This window comes from Stenotrophomonas sp. CCNWLW162 (assembly GCF_037203745.1).
GTDB lineage: Bacteria > Pseudomonadota > Gammaproteobacteria > Xanthomonadales > Xanthomonadaceae > Stenotrophomonas > Stenotrophomonas maltophilia_AQ.
In genome coordinates this window covers 65,846-86,947 of record NZ_JBBCBL010000005.1, presented here as the reverse complement: position 1 = coordinate 86,947, position 21,102 = coordinate 65,846, and the positions used below count along the sequence as shown (strand labels likewise).

Annotated in this window: 15 protein-coding genes; 8 read left to right on the top strand and 7 right to left on the bottom strand. The window is 66.7% G+C overall.

Going from position 1 to position 21,102, the window contains the following annotated elements; genetic code table 11:
- Nucleotides 1-109: 109 nt before the first annotated feature.
- On the top strand, nucleotides 110-2,695 hold the full coding sequence (gene clpB / locus V9K93_RS15390) for an ATP-dependent chaperone ClpB (RefSeq protein ID WP_337302828.1): 2,586 nt from the start codon (nucleotides 110-112) through the stop codon (nucleotides 2,693-2,695).
- Between the two features lie 72 nt (nucleotides 2,696-2,767).
- Here clpB and V9K93_RS15385 read toward each other — a convergent pair whose 3' ends face one another.
- The 3 genes from V9K93_RS15385 to V9K93_RS15375 all read right to left on the bottom strand — a co-directional run bounded on the left by V9K93_RS15385 (nucleotide 2,768) and on the right by V9K93_RS15375 (nucleotide 5,732).
- Complete coding sequence (locus V9K93_RS15385; RefSeq protein WP_253078793.1) at nucleotides 2,768-3,568, bottom strand: MipA/OmpV family protein; 801 nt, start codon at nucleotides 3,566-3,568, stop codon at nucleotides 2,768-2,770.
- A gap of 140 nt (nucleotides 3,569-3,708) precedes the next feature.
- Nucleotides 3,709-4,998 carry an ATP-binding protein gene (locus V9K93_RS15380; protein ID WP_337302827.1) on the bottom strand — a complete coding sequence of 430 codons (1,290 nt, stop codon included), beginning with the start codon at nucleotides 4,996-4,998 and terminating at the stop codon, nucleotides 3,709-3,711.
- Nucleotides 4,995-5,732, bottom strand: a complete 738-nt coding sequence (locus V9K93_RS15375; RefSeq protein WP_046984072.1) for a winged helix-turn-helix domain-containing protein — start codon at nucleotides 5,730-5,732, stop codon at nucleotides 4,995-4,997. The genes V9K93_RS15380 and V9K93_RS15375 overlap by 4 nt, the downstream gene beginning before the upstream one ends.
- A gap of 181 nt (nucleotides 5,733-5,913) precedes the next feature.
- Between V9K93_RS15375 and V9K93_RS15370 the strand changes: the two genes are divergently transcribed.
- Entirely contained in the window at nucleotides 5,914-7,200 is a 1,287-nt protein-coding gene (locus tag V9K93_RS15370; protein WP_046984073.1) for an O-acetylhomoserine aminocarboxypropyltransferase/cysteine synthase family protein, read from the top strand.
- Nucleotides 7,201-7,507: 307 nt separating this feature from the next.
- Here V9K93_RS15370 and ybaL read toward each other — a convergent pair whose 3' ends face one another.
- Nucleotides 7,508-9,208, bottom strand: coding sequence for a YbaL family putative K(+) efflux transporter (gene ybaL / locus V9K93_RS15365; RefSeq protein WP_006386675.1), 1,701 nt, complete (start codon nucleotides 9,206-9,208; stop codon nucleotides 7,508-7,510).
- A gap of 152 nt (nucleotides 9,209-9,360) precedes the next feature.
- The gene (locus V9K93_RS15360; RefSeq protein WP_337302826.1) at nucleotides 9,361-11,748 is read right to left on the bottom strand and encodes a TonB-dependent receptor plug domain-containing protein; all 2,388 of its coding nucleotides are present in this window, start codon (nucleotides 11,746-11,748) and stop codon (nucleotides 9,361-9,363) included.
- Nucleotides 11,749-12,084: 336 nt separating this feature from the next.
- On the opposite strand from V9K93_RS15360, the gene V9K93_RS15355 reads away from it, so the two are divergent.
- Entirely contained in the window at nucleotides 12,085-13,950 is a 1,866-nt protein-coding gene (locus V9K93_RS15355; protein ID WP_295380452.1) for an ABC-F family ATP-binding cassette domain-containing protein, read from the top strand.
- A 75-nt stretch (nucleotides 13,951-14,025) separates the two neighbouring features.
- Here V9K93_RS15355 and ampR read toward each other — a convergent pair whose 3' ends face one another.
- Entirely contained in the window at nucleotides 14,026-14,892 is an 867-nt protein-coding gene (gene ampR, locus V9K93_RS15350; protein WP_337302825.1) for a LysR family transcriptional regulator AmpR, read from the bottom strand.
- Between the two features lie 178 nt (nucleotides 14,893-15,070).
- Between ampR and blaL2 the strand changes: the two genes are divergently transcribed.
- From blaL2 to V9K93_RS15335, 3 genes are all read left to right on the top strand, one after another.
- On the top strand, nucleotides 15,071-15,982 hold the full coding sequence (gene blaL2 / locus V9K93_RS15345) for a L2 family extended-spectrum class A beta-lactamase (RefSeq protein ID WP_136639824.1): 912 nt from the start codon (nucleotides 15,071-15,073) through the stop codon (nucleotides 15,980-15,982).
- An 85-nt stretch (nucleotides 15,983-16,067) separates the two neighbouring features.
- Complete coding sequence (locus V9K93_RS15340; protein WP_012511906.1) at nucleotides 16,068-17,282, top strand: cation:proton antiporter; 1,215 nt, start codon at nucleotides 16,068-16,070, stop codon at nucleotides 17,280-17,282.
- A 53-nt stretch (nucleotides 17,283-17,335) separates the two neighbouring features.
- A complete protein-coding gene (locus V9K93_RS15335; RefSeq protein WP_337302824.1) occupies nucleotides 17,336-17,977 on the top strand; it encodes a hypothetical protein in 642 nt (213 codons plus the stop codon).
- Between the two features lie 95 nt (nucleotides 17,978-18,072).
- Here V9K93_RS15335 and V9K93_RS15330 read toward each other — a convergent pair whose 3' ends face one another.
- Complete coding sequence (locus V9K93_RS15330; protein ID WP_337302823.1) at nucleotides 18,073-18,819, bottom strand: DUF3011 domain-containing protein; 747 nt, start codon at nucleotides 18,817-18,819, stop codon at nucleotides 18,073-18,075.
- A gap of 158 nt (nucleotides 18,820-18,977) precedes the next feature.
- Here V9K93_RS15330 and aspS point away from each other — a divergent pair, with 158 nt between their 5' ends.
- Both aspS and V9K93_RS15320 read left to right on the top strand, forming a co-directional pair.
- Nucleotides 18,978-20,729 carry an aspartate--tRNA ligase gene (gene aspS / locus V9K93_RS15325; protein WP_136639858.1) on the top strand — a complete coding sequence of 584 codons (1,752 nt, stop codon included), beginning with the start codon at nucleotides 18,978-18,980 and terminating at the stop codon, nucleotides 20,727-20,729.
- Between the two features lie 16 nt (nucleotides 20,730-20,745).
- Nucleotides 20,746-21,078 carry a DNA primase gene (locus V9K93_RS15320; protein WP_253078802.1) on the top strand — a complete coding sequence of 111 codons (333 nt, stop codon included), beginning with the start codon at nucleotides 20,746-20,748 and terminating at the stop codon, nucleotides 21,076-21,078.
- Nucleotides 21,079-21,102: the final 24 nt, after the last annotated feature.

Genomic DNA, 21,102 nt, shown 5'->3' with positions numbered 1-21,102 from the left:
TGACTGGCCTCGGGGTGCAGTCGCAGCCACCCTTGAAACCGGGTGGGGCAACCGCATCTTTCCAGCATCGCCGGCGCAGGCCGGCCCTGATGACCGATGAGGATTCGCAATGCGGATGGACAAGCTCACCTCGCGTTTCCAGCAGGCGCTGGCAGACGCACAGTCGCTGGCCGTGGGCCGCGACAACAGCATCATCGAACCGGTTCACCTGTTCAGCGCGCTGCTTGACCAGCAGGGCGGCAGCACGCGCCCGCTGCTGGCCCAGGCCGGGGTGAACGTGCCGGTACTGCGCGAGCGCCTGACCGAGGCGCTGGATGCGCTGCCCAAGGTGTCCGGCCAGGCCGGCAACGTTTCGATGGGCAATGACCTGGGGCGCCTGCTCAACCAGACCGACAAGCTGGCCCAGCAGAACGGCGATGCCTTCATTGCCAGCGAGTGGTTCGTGCTGGCCGCGCTGGACGACAGCGGCACGCTGGGCATGGCGCTGCGCGCCGCCGGTGCCGACAAGACCCGCCTGCAGGCCGCCATCGACAAGCTGCGTGGCGGCGAGAACGTGCAGTCGGAAAATGCTGAAGAACAGCGGCAGGCGCTGGAGAAGTACACCATTGATCTGACCGCACGTGCCGAGAGCGGCAAGCTCGATCCGGTGATCGGCCGCGATGAAGAAATCCGTCGCACCATCCAGGTGCTGCAGCGCCGGACCAAGAACAACCCGGTGCTGATCGGCGAACCCGGCGTGGGCAAGACCGCCATCGTGGAAGGCCTGGCCCAGCGCATCATCAACGACGAAGTGCCCGAAGGCCTGCGCGGCAAGCGCGTGCTGTCGCTGGACATGGGCGCGCTGATTGCCGGTGCCAAGTTCCGCGGTGAGTTCGAGGAGCGCCTGAAGGGCGTGCTCAACGATCTGGCCAAGAGCGAAGGGCAGATCATCCTGTTCATCGACGAGCTGCACACCATGGTCGGCGCCGGCAAGGCCGACGGTGCGATGGATGCCGGGAACATGCTGAAGCCTGCGCTCGCACGCGGCGAGCTGCACTGTGTAGGCGCTACCACGCTGGACGAGTATCGCAAGTACATCGAAAAGGATGCCGCGCTGGAGCGTCGTTTCCAGAAGGTGTTCGTGGGCGAGCCGTCGGTGGAGGACACCATCGCGATCCTGCGCGGGCTGAAGGAAAAGTACGCGGTGCACCACGGCGTGGAAATCACCGATCCGGCCATCGTGGCGGCGGCGACCCTGTCCAACCGCTACATCACCGACCGCCAGCTGCCGGACAAGGCCATCGACCTGATGGACGAGGCTGCTTCGCGCCTGCGCATGGAGATCGACTCCAAGCCAGAGGAACTGGACCGCCTGGAACGCCGGGTGATCCAGCTGAAGATCCAGCGCGAGATGCTGAAGAAGGAAAAGGACGAGGCCTCGCGGCAGCGCCTGGCCGATCTGGAAAACGACATCGATGGATTGGAGCGCGAGTTCTCCGACCTCAATGAAATCTGGAAGTCGGAGAAGGCCGCGCTGCAGGGTGCAACCAAGATCAAGGAGCAGGTCGAGCAGGCCAAGCTGGAGCTGGAATCCGCGCAGCGCCGCCAGGATTTCGCCAAGATGAGCGAGATCCAGTACGGCCTGCTGCCGCAGCTGGAAAAGCAGTTGGCCGCCGCGCAGGAAGCCGAGCACAAGGACTTCAAGCTGGTGCAGGACCGGGTCACCGATGAGGAGATCGCCGAGGTTGTCTCGCGCTGGACCGGCATTCCGGTCAACAAGATGCTCGAAGGCGAGCGCGACAAGCTGCTGCGGATGGAAGAGGTGCTGCACAACCGCGTGGTCGGCCAGGAGGAAGCGATCAAGGTCGTCTCCGACGCCGTGCGCCGCTCGCGTGCGGGCCTGTCCGATCCGAATCGTCCGGCCGGTTCGTTCCTGTTCCTCGGCCCGACCGGCGTTGGCAAGACCGAGCTGTGCAAGTCGCTGGCCGAGTTCCTGTTCGACAGTGCCGACGCGATGATCCGCATCGACATGAGCGAGTTCATGGAGAAGCACAGCGTCGCCCGCCTGATCGGTGCGCCCCCGGGCTACGTCGGTTACGAAGAGGGTGGCTACCTGACCGAGGCGGTGCGTCGCCGTCCGTACTCGCTGATCCTGCTGGACGAAGTGGAGAAGGCGCATCCGGATGTGTTCAACATCCTGCTGCAGGTGCTGGACGATGGCCGCCTGACCGATGGCCAGGGCCGCACTGTGGACTTCCGCAACACCGTCATCGTGATGACCTCCAACCTGGGCTCGCACCAGATCCAGGACATGAGCAGTGATGACAGCCCGGAGGCCTACATGCAGATGAAGGCGGCGGTGATGGGCGTGGTGCAGGCGCACTTCCGTCCGGAGTTCATCAACCGCCTGGACGACATCGTGGTGTTCCACCCGCTGGACAAGCAGCAGATCAAGCAGATCGCGCGCATCCAGATGCGTGGCCTGGAGAAGCGGCTGGCCGAGCGTGGGCTGAAGCTGGTGGTGTCCGATGCGGCGTTCGATCTGCTCGGCAACGTCGGCTTCGATCCGGTGTACGGCGCACGTCCGTTGAAGCGTGCGATCCAGGCGCAGCTGGAGAACCCGCTGGCGCAGAAGATCCTGTCCGGCGCCTTCGTCAACGGCGATACCATCGAAGTCGGCAACGACGGCGGCCACCTGGTGTTCGCCAAGGCGTGATTCACACGGGGCGCTGCCTGGTCGCAGCGCCCCGTTTCCTGCGTGTAGCACCGGGTCACACCCGGCGTCCCCTCAGAAGCGGTGCGTGTATCCGCTCATCAAGCCGAACTGATTCGGCTTCTGCACGATCGGGCTGTCGGCCGCATCGCCGAGCAGGCGCGTGCCTTCCGCCGAGATGTACCAGTTGCCATTGCGGCCCACGCGGTGGCTCCACTTCAGGCCAAGCCCGGCACTGACCAGGCCTGCTTTCGGCTTGTGCTGGGCAAATCCGGTGCGCGCTGCCTGTTCCGGACTCACGCCGTACCAGGTCTGCATGTAGCCGCGATTGCCGTACTCGGTGGCGACACTGCCACTGACCACACCACCGGCAAAATCGAACAGCGGCATCGACAGGCTCAGCTGCATCTGCTGGGTGGCCAGGCCGTTGTCACCCTTGTCTTCATCCTTGCGGGTGAACTGCCAGCTGCCGCTCAGCACGGCTTCGCCCAGCGTATAACCAGCCGAGAGGCCGACCAGGGGACGGGTACGGATATCACCCATGCCGCGCAGGAAGTCCGAACCGCCGAGCGCGGAGTCCTTGTCGCGGCGGCTGCCGCTGGCACCGATGTAGGCACGCAGGTGGGTGTGTTCGCCGATGGCCGTACCCCAGCCGAGGCCACTGGTGCCCAGAAACCAGCCACCGGGTGACATGGCATCGAAGGACAGCATGGGCGACGCCTGGTACTCCTTGCTGCCGCTGTAGCGCGGTGTCGCACCGGCACCGGCGGCGACTTCGAAGGTCCAGTGGTCATCCTTGGCGTGGGCGATCGGCGCGGCGAACAACGGCAGCAGGGCGAGGCAGAGCAGGGTGGGGGTACGGTGACGCAGGGACATGGGCACTCTCGACGAAGGGAGGAATGCAGCACGCGCATCCGGCGAGTGCTGCAGGGTCGCTAGCGTGGCGATACGCCAGCGGCCGTTCCCTCCGCAGTTGTGCGGGAGTTGTAATCAATTGTAATCGCGCCCGTGGGCGTTCAGCTGGCAGCCAGCGGCCAGTGCATTTCGAAGCGTGCGCCGCCCAGCGTGGCGCGGCTGATGTGCAGTTCCCCGCCATGGCGTGCCGCGATGCGGCTGACGATGGCCAGGCCCAGTCCGAAGCCACCGGTATCGCGACTGCGGCTGTCGTCCAGGCGGGTGAACGGGCGGATTGCTTTCTCGCGGTCGGCTTCGGCGATGCCTGGGCCGTCGTCATCCACGCGCAGGCAGGCGCGACCGCCGACGCCGACAAGAGAAACCTCCACCTGCGAGCGCGCATGGCGCAGCGCGTTGCCGACCAGGTTGCTCAGTGCCAGCTGCAGCAGGCGTGGTTCTGCGTCCACCCGCGGCAGTGCGCTGGGTTGCACGCGCAGTACCAGGCCGGCGCGTTCGGCATCGCGGCGCGCATCGGCCAGGCAGGCCTGCAACCAGTCATTGGCTTCGATGCGCTGCAGGGGCTCGGCTTCGTTGGGATGTTCCAGGCGCTCGTAGGCCAGCAGTTCGCTGACCAGTCCGTTGAGCTCGGCCAGGTCACCGTGAAGCCCCTGCGCCAAGCGCGCGCGTCGTGCCGGGTCGTTGCTGTCCCGCATCAGGTCCAGGCCGAAGGCCACGCGTGCGATCGGCGTGCGCAGTTCATGCGAGATGGCATGCGTGAGGTCACGCTGGCGCTGCACAAGCTCAGCCACGCGCGCGGCCATGCGGTTGGAATGATCGACAATGACCCGGATCTGCGAGCGTGGCGACACCTGCGCGCGCGCCTGCAGGTCGCCGGCACCGATGCGATCGGCATGCATGCGCAGTGCCTCCAGGTCGCGCCAGAGCAGGCGTACCCAGGCATACAGGCTGGCGCCGACCAGCAGCAGGATGCCGAGGTAGGCAGCGATGGTCATATACGTTGTCATCGACACCGCACCGGGCAGGCGCAGGTGCAGCCAGCGGCCGTCCACGCCGTCGATGGGCAGCAGTACCTGCTGGTAGAGGTCGCGCACGATGAAGCCGTCGGCCCGCGCCGCCGCCTGTTCCTGCGGGTTGAGCGCGGGAGGCCTGTCGAGCAGGGTCAGGGCGATGCCGTAGTGCGGCTGCCACTGCTGCAGGCGCTCACGCTGCTGTTCTGCATCCAGGCCGGTCAGGCCACTGCGCAGAGCGTACACCTGCCCGCGCACCTGCTGAACGAACACGCGGTCCTGGACGGGCGTGTAGATGCCATCCAGGATGTGGTTGAGGAAGAACACCGAGACCAGGAAACAGGCACCGGTGACGAACCACAGCCACAGGAACAGGCGCTTCACGCCGACCAGGCCGAGGGGTTGAACTGGTAGCCCCGGCCCCACACGGTCTTGATCCGGCGCGGTTCGCGCGCGTCATCGCCCAGCTTGCGGCGCAGCTTGCCGATGCTGACGTCGACGCTGCGGTCCAGCCCATCGAAGCCGATGCCGCGCACCGCCTGCAGGATCTGGTCGCGCGAGAGGATCTGCCCCGGCTGGCTGGCCAGCAGCCACAGGATCTCGAATTCGGTGGTACCCAGCTCCACTGCCAGGCCGTGCAGGTGAACGTCGCGCTGCATGCGATCGATCAGCAGTCCGCCATGCATCAGCCGGCAAGGCGAACCGGTGCTGCCGCTGCCGTGCCGGCGGCGCAGCAGGGCGCGCAGGCGGGCCAGCAGCAGGCGCGGTTCGACCGGCTTGTGCACATAGTCGTCGGCGCCGGACTCCAGGCCGAGCACCTGCTCGATGTCGTCCTCGCAGGCGGTCAGCATCAGGATCGGCACGTCGGAGAAGCTGCGGATCTGCCGGCACACGTCGATGCCGCCGAGGCCCGGCAGCATCAGGTCCAGCACCACCAGCTCCGGGGCGTGCTGGCGGCAAGCGGAGCCGGCCAGGTCGCCGCGGGCGACGTGCTGCACGGCGAAGCCATGTTCGTGCAGGTAGTCGCTGACCAGTTCGGCCAGGCGGCGGTCATCCTCCACCAGCAGCACTGGGGTCGGCGAGCCGTTGGCGGCGGGTGTCCAGGGGGATGACTGCATGCGCTTGGGCCTCCGTGCCCGGGCAGGAGCGCCCGGCGGCGAAGCCTAGCAACGGCCCATGACGGCTGCCTGAATCGCGGCCAACCTGATAACCACCGGTACGGGCGTTATCGCCAGTGGCTCTCAGCGGTCTCTGCCGGCTGGCCTATCGTGGCCGTTTCCCCGGATGGAGCCTGGCGCAATGAGCGACCCGCAGTGGCAACTGGAAACCCTGGCCGTGCATGGCGGCTATCGTCCCGATCCGACCACCCGCGCGGTGGCGGTGCCGATCTACCAGACCGTGGCATACGCCTTCGATGACACCCAGCATGGTGCCGACCTGTTCGACCTGAAAGTGGCCGGCAACATCTACACGCGCATCATGAATCCCACCACCGATGTGCTGGAGCAGCGCGTGGCGGCGCTGGAAGGGGGCATCGGTGCGCTGGCGCTGGCTTCGGGGCAGGCCGCGATCACCTACGCCATCCAGACCATCGCCGAGGCCGGCGACAACATCGTCGCCTCCAGCGCGCTGTATGGCGGTAGCCTTAATCTGCTGGCGCATACGTTGCCGCAGTACGGCATCCAGACCCGCTTCGCCGATCCGGCCGATCCATCCGCGTTCGCCGCGCTGATCGATGAACGCACCAAGGCGGTGTTCGTCGAGTCGATCGGCAATCCTCGCGGCAACGTCACCGACATCGCCGCCATCGCCGAGGTCGCCCATGCCGCCGGCGTGCCGCTGATCGTCGACAACACCGTGGCCACGCCATTCCTGCTGCGCCCGTTCGAGCATGGCGCCGACATCGTGGTGCATTCGCTGACCAAGTACCTGGGCGGCCACGGCACCAGCCTGGGCGGTGCGATCATCGACTCGGGGCGTTTTGACTGGGCCGCTCAGCCCAAGCGCTTCGCCCGCCTCAACCAGCCCGACCCGAGTTACCACGGCGTGGTCTATACCGAAGCACTCGGACCGGCCGCCTACATCGGCCGCGCGCGGGTGGTGCCGCTGCGCAATACCGGCGCGGCGCTGTCGCCGTTCAATGCGTTCCTGATCCTGCAGGGCATCGAAACCCTGGCCCTGCGCATGGAGCGCATCAACGCCAACGCGCTGGCGGTCGCACAGTTCCTGCAGGCGCACGCAAAGGTGGCTTGGGTGCGCTACGCCGGGCTGGCTGACGACCCCGAGCATGCCGCCGCACAGCGCTATCTGGGTGGGCACGGCTCGGGCGTACTGACCTTCGGCCTGCCTGGCGGGCGCGAGGCAGGTGCACGTTTCCTCGATGCCCTGAAACTGTTCACCCGGCTGGTCAATCTGGGTGATGCGAAGTCGTTGGCTACCCACCCGGCCTCGACCACCCACCGCCAGCTGGACGCCGTCGAGTTGGCCAAGGCCGGTGTCAGCGAAGACACCGTGCGGCTGTCGATCGGCATCGAGCACATCGGCGACCTGCGTGCCGACCTGGAGCAGGCTTTGGCTGGCGCCTGATAGCCACGCGCTTGGTCGTCATCGCCACAGGCGATCACCATCGGCCGTGCAATGCGCTACGGTGGAACTGCCTCTCCAAGGCAATGGCAACGTGGCGATCCAGATCCCCGGTCGATGCGGGTCGACCGGGGATTTTTTGTTTCCGGGGTCAGATCCGTTTTCCTGCGGGAAACGGATCTGACCCCATGCGACGCCGTGTCGACCAAGGTCGACACCTACCAACAGCCGCAGGAAGCCCGCTTTTGTTGTTGCTCTGGCTTTTGCTGTCGCCTCTGCGGGTGCAGGGCGCCGCCCTGCCGCAGAACCCTCACACCACCGGAATGCTGTGCTGGCCCAGGTTGCGATACGGCGGCGTGGCCATCACCATCTCGGCCAGCGAATAGGCCAGCTCGCGCTCGGCCATCACCGTCCCGTCGGCACCATGCTCCAGCAGGTGCTTCACCTCGGCATCGCTGTGTGCTCGCGCCAGCAGGGTCAGATTCGGGTTCAGGGCACGCAGTTTGGCCAGGGTCTCGCCGGCTTCCAACGGCTGTGGGATTGCCAGCACGGCGATTTTGGCGCGCTCGGGATGGGCTTCGGCCAGCACCTTGTCCGAGGCCGCACTGCCGCGGATGCCGGGCAGTCCCGCCGCATGCGCTTCGGCGACATGCTCCTTGTTGTCGTCGATGATCATCACCGGCACGCCACGGTCGCGCAGAACCTGCGCCAGCGCACTGCCGACCCGACCGTAGCCGATGACGATGGCGTGGTCGTGCAGGTCCAGCGACGGCCCAGGTGGCAACTCGGTTTCCACCGCGGCCGGCGTGGTTTCCTGGTGCTTCAGCAGCCAGCGGTCGAGCAGGCCGAACACCAGCGGGTTGAGCATGATCGAGATCAGCGCGCCGGCCAGCACCAGAGCCTGCCCGGTGGGTGGCAGGATCTTCAGGGTCACGCCGAGGCCGGCGATGATGAAGGCGAACTCACCGATCTGCGCCAGGCTGGCGGAGATGGTCAGTGCGGTACCGGTGGGATGGCCGAACGCTCGCACGATGAAGAACGCGGCGGCGGACTTGCCGAACATGATGATCGCGGCGGTGGCCAGCACCTGCCACGGGTGCTCGATCAGGATGCTGGGATTGAACAGCATGCCCACCGAGACGAAGAACAGCACCGCGAACGCATCGCGCAGCGGCAGCGAATCGCTGGCCGCCTTGTGGCTCAGTTCGGATTCGTTGAGCAGCATGCCGGCAAAGAATGCGCCCAGCGCAAAGGACACGCCGAACAGCATCGCCGACCCGAACGCCACGCCCAGCGCGATCGCCAGCACCGACAGTGTGAACAGCTCGCGCGAACCGGTACCGGCAATGCGTTCGAGGATCCATGGAATGACCCGGCGGCCGACCACCAGCATCACCGCCACGAACAGGCCCAGCTGCACGAAGGTCCAGCCGATGCTTGCGAGCACGCTGCCGAGGGTGTGCTGCTCGTTGGCCGCATCGGGACCGAACACGCCGGCCATCACCGGCATCATCACCAGCGCCAGCACACAGGCCAGGTCTTCCACGATCAGCCAGCCGACCGCGATCTTGCCGCGCTGGGTTTCCAGCAGGCGCCGCTCTTCCATCGCCCGCAGCAGCACCACGGTACTGGCGGTGGCCAGCGCGAAACCGAACACGATGCCGTGGATGACCGGCCAACCCATCAAGGCTGCCAGGCCCCAGCCGAGCAGGGTGGCGACCAGGATCTGGCCGATCGCACCGGGAATGGCGATGGCCTTGACCGCCATCAGGTCCTTCAGCGAGAAGTGCAGGCCGACGCCGAACATCAGCAGCATCACCCCCAGTTCGGCCAGCTGGTTGGCCAGCGCCTGGTCGGCGACGAAGCCGGGGGTGAACGGACCTACACAGATGCCAGCAACCAGGTAACCGACCAGCGGAGACAAACGCAGCTTGTTGGCCAGCGCGCCAAAGATGAAGGCGAGCCCCAGGCCAACGGCAACGATGTTGATCAGGTCGGTGTCATGGTGCATCGGCTCTCGCAGAAAAACGGGGGTATCCCGATTTTCACCGATGACGCCAGATACGGCAAACCTTAAATGCGAATGGGGTCAGATCCCTTTTCCCGCAGGAAAAGGGATCTGACCCCGCCACGGAGTTGCCGGCCAGGGGCCGGCACTACCACTTACCAGGTGTACTTGACCCGGCCGTACACGTACGCGCCGTTGAAGCCGAACGGCGAGTAGTTGCTGTACGGCAGCATGCCGAAGGTCGAGTTCTGCAGGTCTTCGGTGCGGTCCGGGTACTTGTCCAGCAGGTTGTCGGCGCCCACGGTCAGGGTCCAGTTGCTGCTCGGCTTGTAGCTGGCCGAGGCATCCACCACCCAGGCGTCGCCGTAGGTCTGGTCTCGCAGCGCGGTGGCCGAGTTGCGCACGGTGAACTTGCCGTAACGGGTCGCCGCCAGACCCAGTTCCCAGTGATCCGAACGCCAGGTGCCGCTCAGGATCGCCTTGTCGCGCGGGAAGCTGTCCTCGATGCGGCCGATTTCATCGCGGCCGATCAGCGACTGGTTCAGGCCCAGCGTGCCGAACACCGCCGGGGTGCCTCCAACGCGGCGCACTTCGGTGTCGTTGTAGCTGTAGGCGGCGGTCAGTTCCAGGCTGCTGGCGCTGAACGGCACGGTGTAGCTGGAGACGAAGTCGACGCCACGGGTACGCGTATCCAGGCCATTGGTGAAGTACGAGAACGCGGTCACCTGCGGCAGGCCCAGGGTGCCCAGCAGCGCGCTGGTTGCCGCATTGGTGGTGATGCTGGAGGACAGTGCGATACGGTCATCGATGTCGATCTGGTAGGCATCGACGGTGATGTACAGGCGGTCGACCGGCTGCAGCACCAGGCCCACGCTGTAGGAGGTGGAGGTCTCGGCCTTCAGCGGCGAAGCGCCCAGCGCCTGCGCGGCCTGGCTGGTGGTGGGGAACGTGCCGCGTTCGACGAACACGCCGTTGGTGAACTGGCTGGTCACCGCCTGGTAGCCCTGCTGGGCCAGCGACGGTGCACGGAAGCCACTGGAGGCGGTGGCACGCAGCGCGACCTTGTCGGTGAACGCATAACGCGCCGACAGCTTGCCGGAGAAGCGGTCGCCGAAGTCCGAGTAGTCCTCGTAGCGGCCGGTGACGCCGGCCGAGAATTTCTCGGTCAGGTCCGCTTCCAGACCTGCATAGACCGCGTAGTTGTGGCGGTCGGCATGCACTTCATTGGTCGGGGTGAAGCCGCCGAAGCCCTGCGCGCCGCTGCCGGTGTACGAGTTCAGCTCGCCCGGCTTCTGGTCCCACTTTTCCTTGCGGTACTCACCGCCGAAGGACAGCGTGACCGGGTAGGCCAGGCCCCAGTCCAGCGACTTGGTCAGGTCGGCATTGAAGATGTCCTGCTGGTACTTCAGCGTGCCGTCGTAGAACGAGCGCGGGCTGGTCGCACCCAGGCTGTAGTTGATGCTGTTGCGGGTGTGGAAGTCGAGGGTGTTCTCGCCGTGGTTCAGGCTCAGGTCCCAGGTCCAGCCGCTGTCGGTGTTGCCCTTGACCCCGGCCACCAGCGAGCGGTCCTTGGAATACTGGTTGATCTCCGGCACGAAGCCGTCCGGGTAGGTCTGCGCCAGCAGTGCGCCCTGGCTGTTGTGGTTGCGCGAGCGGTAGAACGCGAACGAGGTGATGTCGCGGTTGCTGAGCAGCGCGCTGGCGTAGCCGGTCACGTGGTCGCTGAAATCGAAGCTGGCGTTGACCGAGGCGGCGGTGGCGTCCACGCGCGGGTCGCCGACGATGAAGGTGGTCTGGCCGATGCTGGGGAAGTTGCCGGTGTTCGGCGTGGTGCCACGGTACGGGCCGGCGCGGTTGCTCTCGTCCTGCTGGCTGATCTGGCCGGCGACGTGCACGCGGCCACGGCCGTTGCCGAACTCGACGCCGGTATCGCCGGAGAGCTGGTACTTGTTGCCGTCGCCGGCCGAGTACTGGCCGTAGTCCACCGCCAGGCTGCCACCACTGCCGCTGCCCTTGAGCACGATGTTGATGACGCCGGCGATGGCGTCAGAGCCGTACTGCGCCGACGCACCGTCGCGCAGCACTTCCACGCGCTCGATCGCAGCGATCGGGATCGCATTGATGTCCACGGCCGACGAGCCACGGCCGATGCTGCCGTTGACGTTGATCATCGCCGAGGTGTGGCGGCGCTTGCCGTCGACCAGCACCAGTACCTGGTCCGGCGACAGGCCGCGCAGCTGCGCCGGGCGCACGCCGCTGGTGCCATCGGTCAGGGCAGGGCGGGGGAAGTTCAGCGAGGGCAGGGCGCGCGACAGTGCGGTGGCCAGCTCGCTGGTGCCGGTGGACTGCAGGGCTTCGGGGGTGATGATGTCGATCGGTGACTGTGACTCGGCCACCGTGCGGTCGGCCACGCGGGTACCGGTGACGATCACCGTGTCCAGGGTGTTGGCGGCGGTGCCGGCCTGCTGGGCAGCGGCAACGAACGGAGAACCACCGAGTGCGACAGCGACGGCGGCGGCGATCAGGCTGGTCTTGCGGGTCATCGGGATGGGGCTCCGGTTGGCGGGGGCGGCACCGGAATCGACATCACGGGGGTGAGGCGGACGGCGGTTGTTGCGGTGCGCAATACAGGAATTAACGGGATATTCAGCGCCTGTCAAATGCCGGTCATCAGAAAAAACGTTGCAGCAGCAACCATTTAGCCCGGATCGGCACTGACGGGGGAGGGGACCCGGGAGGCGCGCGGCGAGAACGTGGGAGAGAGGAACGTCGGCCGCTGCGCATCCCGGGGCCCGTCAAGTATTCGTTAACGTTAGAATTGCGTCGCAGGAACAGTGCTCACCAGCACATTCCATTCGGTTATATGGACCCCTCCCCCGATGATTTCCCTTCGTAATTTCGCCTTGCGCCGCGGCGAGCGGCTGCTGTTGTCCAATGTCGACCTGACCCTGCATGCCGGTTACCGGGTGGGTGTGGTCGGCCGCAACGGTGCCGGCAAGTCCAGCCTGTTCGCGGCAGTGAAGGGTGAGCTGGAGGCGGACAAGGGCGACGTCGATCTGCCCGGCAAGGTGCGCATCGCCAGCGTTGCCCAGGAAACCCCATCGCTGCCGGACCCGGCGCTGAGCTTCGTGCTGGGCGGTGATACCGAAGTGGCTGCCGTGCTGGCCGCCGAGGCCGATGCCACCGCCCGCGAGGACTGGGAGGCCGTGGCCGAGGCACACACCAGAATGGCCGAGCTCAATGCCTACGACGCCGAAGCGCGCGCCGGCAAGCTGCTGCACGGCCTCGGTTTCCCGGCCGAGACCCATCACCGCGCGGTGTCCTCGTTCTCCGGCGGCTGGCGCGTGCGCCTGAACCTGGCCCGCGCGCTGATGATGCCCAGCGACCTGCTGCTGCTGGACGAACCGACCAACCACCTGGATCTGGACGCGGTGTACTGGCTGGAACAGTGGCTGCTGAAGTACCCGGGCACGCTGCTGCTGATCTCGCATGACCGCGAGTTCCTCGACAACGTGGCCACCCACACCCTGCACCTGCACGGTGGTGGCGCCAAGCTCTACCCGGGCGGCTACACCGACTTCGAGCGCCAGCGCGCCGAACAGCTGCGCCAGCAGCAGATCGCGCACGACAAGGAACAGGCCGAGCGCGCCCATCTGCAAAGCTTCATTGACCGCTTCAAGGCGCAGGCCAGCAAGGCCGCGCAGGCGCAGAGCCGCATGAAGCGCCTGGCCAAGCTGGCTGGCACCGAGGCGGTACGCGCCGAACGCGAGTTCCGCATCGAGTTCGCGCCGCCGGCCAAGCTGCCGTTCTCGCTGATCCGCCTGAACCACGTCGAGGCTGGCTACGGCAAGGACGCGGTGATCCTGCACAACGTCGGCTTCGGCCTGGAAGCGGGCCAGCGCATCGGCCTGCTCGGCCCGAACGGCGCCGGTAAGACCACCCTGGTGAAGACCCTGGTGGGCGAGCTGGCACCAATCGTCGGCGAGCGCATGGCGCACCCTGACCTGAAAATCGGCTACTTCGCCCAGCACACGGTGGAGTCGCTGCACGAAGGCCAGTCGCCGATGGAGCATTTCCGCGAGATCGCCCCGGACGCACCGAACCAGTCGTTCCGCGATTTCCTCGGCAAGTGGAACTTCCCGGGCGACCGTGCGTTCGAGCCGGTCGATGGTTTCTCCGGCGGCGAGCGCGCGCGCCTGGCGCTGGCGCTGATCGCCTGGCAGCAGCCGAACGTGCTGCTGCTGGACGAACCGACCAACCATCTTGACCTGGAAATGCGCGAGGCGCTGGCTGAGGCACTGGCCACCTTCGAAGGCGCGATCGTGATGGTCTCGCATGACCGCCATCTGATCGGCCTGGTCTGCGATACCTACTGGCGCGTGGCCGATGGCGTGGTCGAGCCGTTCGACGGCGACCTTGACGCCTACGCCGCATGGCTGCGCACTCGTCCGCAGGCGCAGGGCACCAAGGCGCGCATGGAGCAGGTGGAAGAGCCGGTGGTGGTCAAGACCGCGCCGGTGGCGCAGGTGGTGCAGAAGAAGCCGGTGAATCCGCACAAGCTGGCCGCGGCCGAATCCAAGGTGGCCGAGCTGGAAGGCGTCCTGGCCGAGCTGGACCGCCAGCTGGCTGACCCGGCCAACTACGCCGATGCCACCCGCATGGCGGTGATCGGCCGCGACCGCGAAACCACCGCCGCGCAGCTGGAGAAGGCCGAAGCGGCGTGGATGGAGCTGCTGGAGTCCTGATCACGCAGAAAAGGGGACGGAGGGGATTAAGTCGTTTGTGTCACAAACGACTTAATCCCCTCCGTCCCCTTTTTGTTATGTGCCTTGCGCCTGCAGCCATTCGCGGAACCGCTTCGCTGGCTCGCGTTCGGTACGTGAGCGCAGCCGGGTCAGCCAGTAGCGGCCAAGATCCAGCGTGGTGCCGAATGGCTGCAGCAACCGGCCTTCAGCCAGTTCCTGCTCGAACATGCGCAAGGGCAGCAGTGCCACGCCAGCGCCACCGACTGCGGCCATCGCCACGGTCAACGACGAATCGAATACCGGCCCGCGTGCTTCCAGGCCACTGATCCCGGCGGCCTGCAGCCAACGCGGCCATTCGTCGCTGCGGTAGGAGCGCAGCAGCGGCAGCGTGCCCAGGTCGCGTGGCTGCTTCAGCCGCCGCGCCAATGCCGGCGCGCACAGGGGTGCGAACGGCGCATCGAGGATCGCCGTGCAGGCCTGGCCCTGCCAGTCGCCGTTGCCGAAACGGATCGCCAGATCCAGGCCTTCGCCGGCCAGGTCGATGCGGTTGTTGTGGGTCTGCAGGCGCAGCTCGATATCCGGATGCGCGGCCTCGAATGCGGCCACCCGTGGCAGCAGCCAGCCGGTAGCGAAGGTACCGACCACGCCCAGGGTCAGCACCTCGCGCGCCGGGCCGCCGGTGTAGCGCGCGATGCTGGCCGAGATGCGCTCGAACGATTCATTGAGCACCGGATACAGCGCCGCGCCCTCGTCGGTGAGCGCCACGCCACGCGGCAGGCGATGGAACAGGCGGATGCCGAGGCGGTCTTCCAGCCCGCGGATCTGGTGGCTGAGTGCGGCCTGGCTGACGCACAGTTCCAGCGCGGCGCGGGTGAAGTTCTGGTGGCGTGCGGCCGCCTCGAAGGCACGCAGGGCGTTCAGCGGCAGGGTCGGGTGCAGCATCGGGGGAGTCGTGAGTCAGGGTGATGGCTGATCCTACCTGCTCAATGCAAATTCCAGGAGAATTAATGGGTTGATTGCGACAGGCATGAATTAAGCTAATGTCTTCCGCTGATTTTTCGCGCTGGTCGCCTGCGTGCGAGGCTTCAATAATCGAACGGTCCCCCCAGGAGAACCCCGCATGCTCGCCCGTCGCCGATTCCTGCAGTTCAGTGGTGCTGCCGTGGCTTCCTCGCTTGCTCTTCCGTTGCTGGCACGCGCGACGGGCAAGACCACCGCCAACGCGCCGGCCGAAGCTGCGATCACCGCGGCCACCGACTTCGCGACGCTGGAAAAGGCCTGTGCGGGACGCCTTGGCGTAACCCTGCTAGATACCGCCAGCGGCCGCCGCATCGGCCATCGCCAGGACGAGCGTTTCCCGATGTGCAGCACTTTCAAAAGCGTGCTGGCCGCCACCGTGCTCAGCCAGGCTGAGCGCACTCCCGCGCTGCTGGACACGCGCGTCCCGGTGCGCGATGCCGACCTGCTCTCGCATGCGCCGGTCACCCGTCGCCACGCCGGCAAGGACATGACCGTGCGTGACCTGTGCCGGGCGACGCTGATCACCAGCGACAACACCGCCGCCAATCTGCTGTTCGGCGTGGTCGGTGGCCCGCCCGCGGTGACCGCCTTCCTGCGCGCCAGTGGCGATGCGCTCAGCCGCAGCGACCGGCTCGAGCCTGAGCTGAACAGCTTTGCCAAGGGTGACCCGCGCGATACCACCACGCCCGCGGCGATGGCCGCGACCCTGCAACGGGTGGTGCTGGGCGAAGTGCTGCAACCGGGCTCGCGGCAGCAGCTGGCCGACTGGCTGATCGACAACGAAACCGGCGATGCCTGCCTGCGCGCGGGCCTGGGCAAGCGCTGGCGGGTCGGCGACAAGACCGGCAGCAATGGCGAAGACGCGCGCAACGATATCGCCGTGCTGTGGCCGGTAGCCGGCGGCGCACCGTGGGTGCTGACCGCCTATCTGCAGGCGGGTGCAATCAGTTATGAACAACGTGCCACGGTGCTGGCGCAGGTGGGGCGGATCGCCGATCGCCTGATCGGTTGAGGTAACCGGGGTCATTCAAAAGTCGCTTGCCGGATCGGTCGGGCGCGCGCATCCTGCGCGCCTTCGAACTACATGGATGTCCCCCATGAGCCATGAGCTGATCTACCTGCTGCTGATCTTCGCGTTGCTGGTGATCCCGCGCGCGCTGCAGCGTTTCAGCCTGCCGGCGCCGCTGACCTGCCTGCTGTTCGGCATCATCGGCATGCTCTGGCTGGGCGACCAGGCGCACGACGCAGTGATCGGCCTGCTGGCCACGCTGGGCATTTCCTCGTTGTTCCTGTTTGCTGGCCTGGAAGTGGACCTGCAGGCACTGCGCCGCGGCATGTGGCCGTTGCTGGCGCACCTGGTGATCCGCAGTGCGACCCTGTTCGGGGTGGGCTGGCTGGCCTGGCGCTACGCGGGGCTGCCGTGGCAGGCCGCCGGCCTGCTGGCGCTGGCGCTGCTGACCCCCTCCACCGGTTTCATCATGGATTCGCTGTCGCGGCTGGGCCTGAGCGAGGACGAGCGGTTCTGGGTCACCAGCAAGGCCATTGCCGGTGAACTGCTGGCACTGGCGGCGTTGTTCATCGTGCTGCAGGCCGGCGATCCGGGTCATATGGCGCTGTCCAGCCTGGCCCTGCTGGCGATGATGATCGGCCTGCCGCTGCTGTTCATTGCGTTGGGGCGCTGGGTGGCACCGCACGCGCCGGGCTCGGAGTTCTCGCTGCTGGTGATGGTGGGCATGGTCGCGGCCTATATCACCTACCTGCTGGGCGTGTACTACCTGGTCGGCGCGTTCATCGCCGGCCTGGTCGCGCGCCTGCTGCACCAGCGCATGCCGCTGCTGGCCTCGCACGAGAACCTGCACGCGCTGCGCCTGTTCGCCTCGTTCTTCGTGCCGTTCTACTTTTTCAATGCCGGCACCAAGGTGCCCAGCGAAGCGCTGAGCTTCGAGGCACTGGGGCTGGGTATCGTGATCACCCTGGTGGTGCTGCCGTTGCGCATCGGCGTGGTCTGGCTGCAGCGCCGGGTGATGTTCGGCGAAAGCTTCCGCAGCAGCCTGCGGGTTTCGCTGGCGCTGGCCCCGACGTTGATCTTCACCCTGGTGCTGGCGGCGATCATGCGCGAGCGTTTCCAGATTCCGGCGGTGTTGTTCGGTGCGCTGCTGCTGTATGCGGCACTGACCACGCTGCTGCCGTCGCTGGTGTTCCGCACCCCGTTCGATGTCGATCCGGTTGAACAGGAGCCGGCGGGCGAGGGCGAGGCGGCACCGGTGGCCGCCACTGAAACGCTGCCGGTGGCGCAGACGGCTGAACGTTGATCGGGGAGCGTGCGCGGTTTGCGCCCACCGGCCATGGCCGTTAGGGTTGGGGCATGAAACTGCCCGCCGCCGTCACCGCATCCGCCCTCCTGCTCAGCCTCGCTGCGTGTACGCAGCGCTCCGACACGGTCGCCCATGATCTGGCGACCGCACCGGCCGACGCCTTCATGGCCGCCGTGGCCGCACATTGCGGCCAGGCCTACGCGGGCAAGGTGGTGGAGGACACCCCGGCACCCACTGGCAAGGACCCGTTCGCTGGCCAGCGCCTGGTCATGCACGTTCGTGGTTGTGCCGACCCGGCGCATGAGCTGCGTATCCCGTTCCATGTCGGCGATGACCACTCGCGTACCTGGGTGCTGACCCGTACCGCGACCGGCCTGCGCCTGAAGCACGATCATCGCCATGCAGACGGCAGCCCCGATGCGATCACGCTGTATGGCGGCGACAGCACGCCGCCGGGGACCGCCGAGCGCCAGCAGTTCCCGGCCGATACGGATTCGGTGGCGATGTTCCGCCGCGCCGACATGCTGGCGTCGACCCACAACACCTGGGCGATGGAGATCGATCCCGACCAGACCTTCGTCTACGAACTGACCCGACCCGATGGCCGTCGCTTCCGCGTTCAGTTCGATCTGAGCAAGCCGGTGGACCTGCCGCCAGCGCCGTGGGGCGACGAGAAGGCAGCCCCGCCGTGACCCAGGGGTCGGATCCCTCCTGCGGAGGGCCCCGACCCCGATGCTGAATCCAAGGGTCAGCGCCCTGGCCGTCGGCCAGGGATCCGACCCTGCACTCAACGCGTGCCGAATCGGGCCCGGCAACCGTTGCTTACCCACACCTGGCCACGCGAGTAACCCCAGCTGCGGCCTTCCTGGCAGGCGCTGCCGGACAGTTGCTGCTGCAGCACCGGCCGGCCCTGGCGCTCATCCCAGTCGCAGGTCTGCGAGCGGTTGTTGTTGCTGCTGCAGGTAACCGAGTAGTTGCGATCACCGCCGCCACCCCAGCCGCCGCCACCGCCGCCCCAGCCGCGGGCCTCGGCGAACTCCGCACGGCAGCCGCCGCTGACCCAGATCGAGCCATTGCGCACGCCCCAGGTGCGGCCTTCATCGCAGGGGCTGCCGGACAGTTGGCGGACCATGCGGGCATTGCGCCAGCCGACCTGGCAGCTGCGCTCGCGGTTGTTCTGGCTTTCGCAGCGGATCGTTTCGCCCGGGCGGCCGTTGCCGCCCCCCCAGCCACCGCCGTTGCCGCCGCCCCAGCCGCCGCGGGCCTCGACGAATTCGGCGCGGCAGCCGTTGGTGACCCAGATGCTGCCGTTACGGCTGCCCCAGGTTCGTCCTTCATCACAGTCCGAGCCGGACAGCTGGCGGACCAGCTGCGCTCCGCGCCAACCGGTGTTGCAGACCCGTTCGCGGTTGTTTTGGCTTTCGCAGCGGACCACGCCGCTCTGCGCATGCGCGGAAGGGGCGGGCAGGGCAAGGGTGCCCAGTGCACCCAGGGTGAGGCTCACGGCCAGGCTGGCCAGGGACAGCGGTTTCATGGCGGCATCCCATACGGTGGCAGGTGCCCGACTATAGGGAGAGGGGCGATCAAGCCGGTGTGACTGGCAGGATTTGCCCCGGCCGGGGCCTCGGCCGCAGAATACGAGGCTTTCCGGCCTCCATCGGGCGCCGGCGTTCTCCAGCGGAGCTTCCCCCCATGCGTACCCACTTCTGCGGCCTGGTCGATGAGACCCTGATTGGCCAGACTGTCACCCTCGCCGGCTGGACCGACGTGGCCCGTAACCAGGGCGGCGTCTGCTTCATCGATCTTCGAGATCATGAAGGCATCGTGCAGGTGACGGTGGAGGTCGACAACGCCGAAGTGTTCGCCGTGGCCGCGTCGCTGGGCTACGAGGACGTGCTGCAGGTGGAAGGCGTCGTGCGCGCTCGCCACGCGGTCAACGACAAGATGCGTACCGGCAAGGTGGAAGTGATCGCCACTGCCATCACCGTGCTGAACAAGGCCGCGCCGCTGCCGTTCCACGCCCACGAGAACCCGGGCGAAGAAACCCGCCTGAAGTACCGTTACCTGGACCTGCGCCGTCCGGAAATGCAGCGCATGCAGCGCACCCGCATCAAGCTGGTGCAGGCCCTGCGCCGCCACCTGGATGAGAAGGGCTTCCAGGACATCGAGACCCCGATCCTGACCAAGGCCACCCCGGAAGGCGCGCGTGACTTCCTGGTGCCGGCGCGCATGCACCCGGGCGAGTTCTACGCCCTGCCGCAGAGCCCGCAGCTGTTCAAGCAGATCCTGATGGTGGCCGGCTTCGACCGCTACTACCAGATCGCGCGCTGCTTCCGCGACGAAGCGCTGCGTGCCGACCGCCAGCTGGAGTTCACCCAGCTGGACATGGAGTTCGCCTTCGTCCGCGAGCGTGACGTGCAGGATTTCGTCGAGGACATGATCCGCGACATCTTCAAGGAAGTGGTCAACGTCGAACTGGATGCAAGCTTCCCGCGCATGACCTGGGCCGAGGCGATGCGTCGCTACGGTTCGGACAAGCCGGACCTGCGCATCGCGCTGGAGCTGGTGGACGTGGCCGAGCTGGTCAGGAACAGTGAGTTCCCGGTGTTCACCGGCCCGGCCAACGATGCCGACGGCCGCGTGGCCGCGCTGCGCATTCCGGGCGGTGCGTCGCTCAGCCGCAAGCAGATCGACGAGTATGCCGCGCATGCCGCCAAGTACGGCGCCAAGGGCCTGGCCTACATCAAGATCGCCGACAACGGCGAAGTCAGCTCGCCGATCCAGAAGTTCTTCAGCGAGGAATCCTTCGCCGCCCTGGTCGCGCACGTCGGTGCCGGCAACGGCGACATCGTGTTCTTCGGTGCAGGCGGCTACAACAAGGTCTCCGACTTCATGGGCGCGCTGCGCCTGAAGGCCGGCAAGGACTTCGGCCTGGTCGCCGATGGCTGGGCCCCGCTGTGGGTCACCGACTTCCCGATGTTCGAATGGGACGACGAAGCGCAGCGCTACGTCGCCCTGCATCACCCCTTCACCGCACCGGCGGTGGACGACATCGCCGACCTGCGTGCCAATGCCCGTACCGCCGTTTCGCGCGGCTACGATATGGTGCTCAACGGCAATGAAATCGGCGGCGGCTCGATCCGTATCCACCGTCCGGACATGCAGAGCGCGGTGTTTGAACTGCTGGGCATCGGCGCCGAAGAGGCCCGCGCCAAGTTCGGCTTCCTGCTCGACGCGCTGAACTTTGGCGCGCCGCCACACGGTGGCATCGCCTTCGGCATCGATCGCATTGCTGCGCTGATGGCTGGCACCGAGTCGATCCGCGACGTCATCCCGTTCCCCAAGACCACCGGTGCACAGGATCTGATGACCGACGCGCCGTCGCCGATCGTCGACGTGCAGCTGGCCGAAGTACACATCCAGGTTCGCCCCAAGACCAACTGATCAGGAGATCCAGGCAATGACCGAGTTTGCGTTTTCGCTGGAGTGGGAAAAGCTGGGCAATGAAGGCTCCGAGGCCACCCTGGTCACCGAGCGTGCACGTGTGTTCGGTGGTTGGCTGGTCCGTGTCGGTACCAACCCGGCGGCGATGGCCCTGACCTTCGTCGCCGACGGCGAAGGCCGTTGGGATGGTGAGGACTTCGGCGTCGAGGATTACGAGGACGACGAAGAGGAAGAGTACGACGAGGACGAGGAAGGCGAAGAAGAGGAAGACGGCGAGGAAGAAGAGGACGACGAGGAATACGAAGAGGAAGAGGAAGAAGACGAGAAGGCACCGGCAGAACGGGCTTGACCCGAACCGTTGTCCTGACGTCAA

Coding starts and splice junctions, on each gene's coding strand:
- clpB (WP_337302828.1), top strand. CDS start 110: ATGCGGATGGACAAGCTCACCTCGCGTTTCCAGCAGGCGCTGGCAGAC.
- V9K93_RS15385 (WP_253078793.1), bottom strand. CDS start 3,568: ATGTCCCTGCGTCACCGTACCCCCACCCTGCTCTGCCTCGCCCTGCTG.
- V9K93_RS15375 (WP_046984072.1), bottom strand. CDS start 5,732: ATGCAGTCATCCCCCTGGACACCCGCCGCCAACGGCTCGCCGACCCCA.
- V9K93_RS15370 (WP_046984073.1), top strand. CDS start 5,914: ATGAGCGACCCGCAGTGGCAACTGGAAACCCTGGCCGTGCATGGCGGC.
- ybaL (WP_006386675.1), bottom strand. CDS start 9,208: ATGCACCATGACACCGACCTGATCAACATCGTTGCCGTTGGCCTGGGG.
- V9K93_RS15360 (WP_337302826.1), bottom strand. CDS start 11,748: ATGACCCGCAAGACCAGCCTGATCGCCGCCGCCGTCGCTGTCGCACTC.
- V9K93_RS15355 (WP_295380452.1), top strand. CDS start 12,085: ATGATTTCCCTTCGTAATTTCGCCTTGCGCCGCGGCGAGCGGCTGCTG.
- ampR (WP_337302825.1), bottom strand. CDS start 14,892: ATGCTGCACCCGACCCTGCCGCTGAACGCCCTGCGTGCCTTCGAGGCG.
- blaL2 (WP_136639824.1), top strand. CDS start 15,071: ATGCTCGCCCGTCGCCGATTCCTGCAGTTCAGTGGTGCTGCCGTGGCT.
- V9K93_RS15340 (WP_012511906.1), top strand. CDS start 16,068: ATGAGCCATGAGCTGATCTACCTGCTGCTGATCTTCGCGTTGCTGGTG.
- V9K93_RS15335 (WP_337302824.1), top strand. CDS start 17,336: ATGAAACTGCCCGCCGCCGTCACCGCATCCGCCCTCCTGCTCAGCCTC.
- V9K93_RS15330 (WP_337302823.1), bottom strand. CDS start 18,819: ATGAAACCGCTGTCCCTGGCCAGCCTGGCCGTGAGCCTCACCCTGGGT.
- aspS (WP_136639858.1), top strand. CDS start 18,978: ATGCGTACCCACTTCTGCGGCCTGGTCGATGAGACCCTGATTGGCCAG.
- V9K93_RS15320 (WP_253078802.1), top strand. CDS start 20,746: ATGACCGAGTTTGCGTTTTCGCTGGAGTGGGAAAAGCTGGGCAATGAA.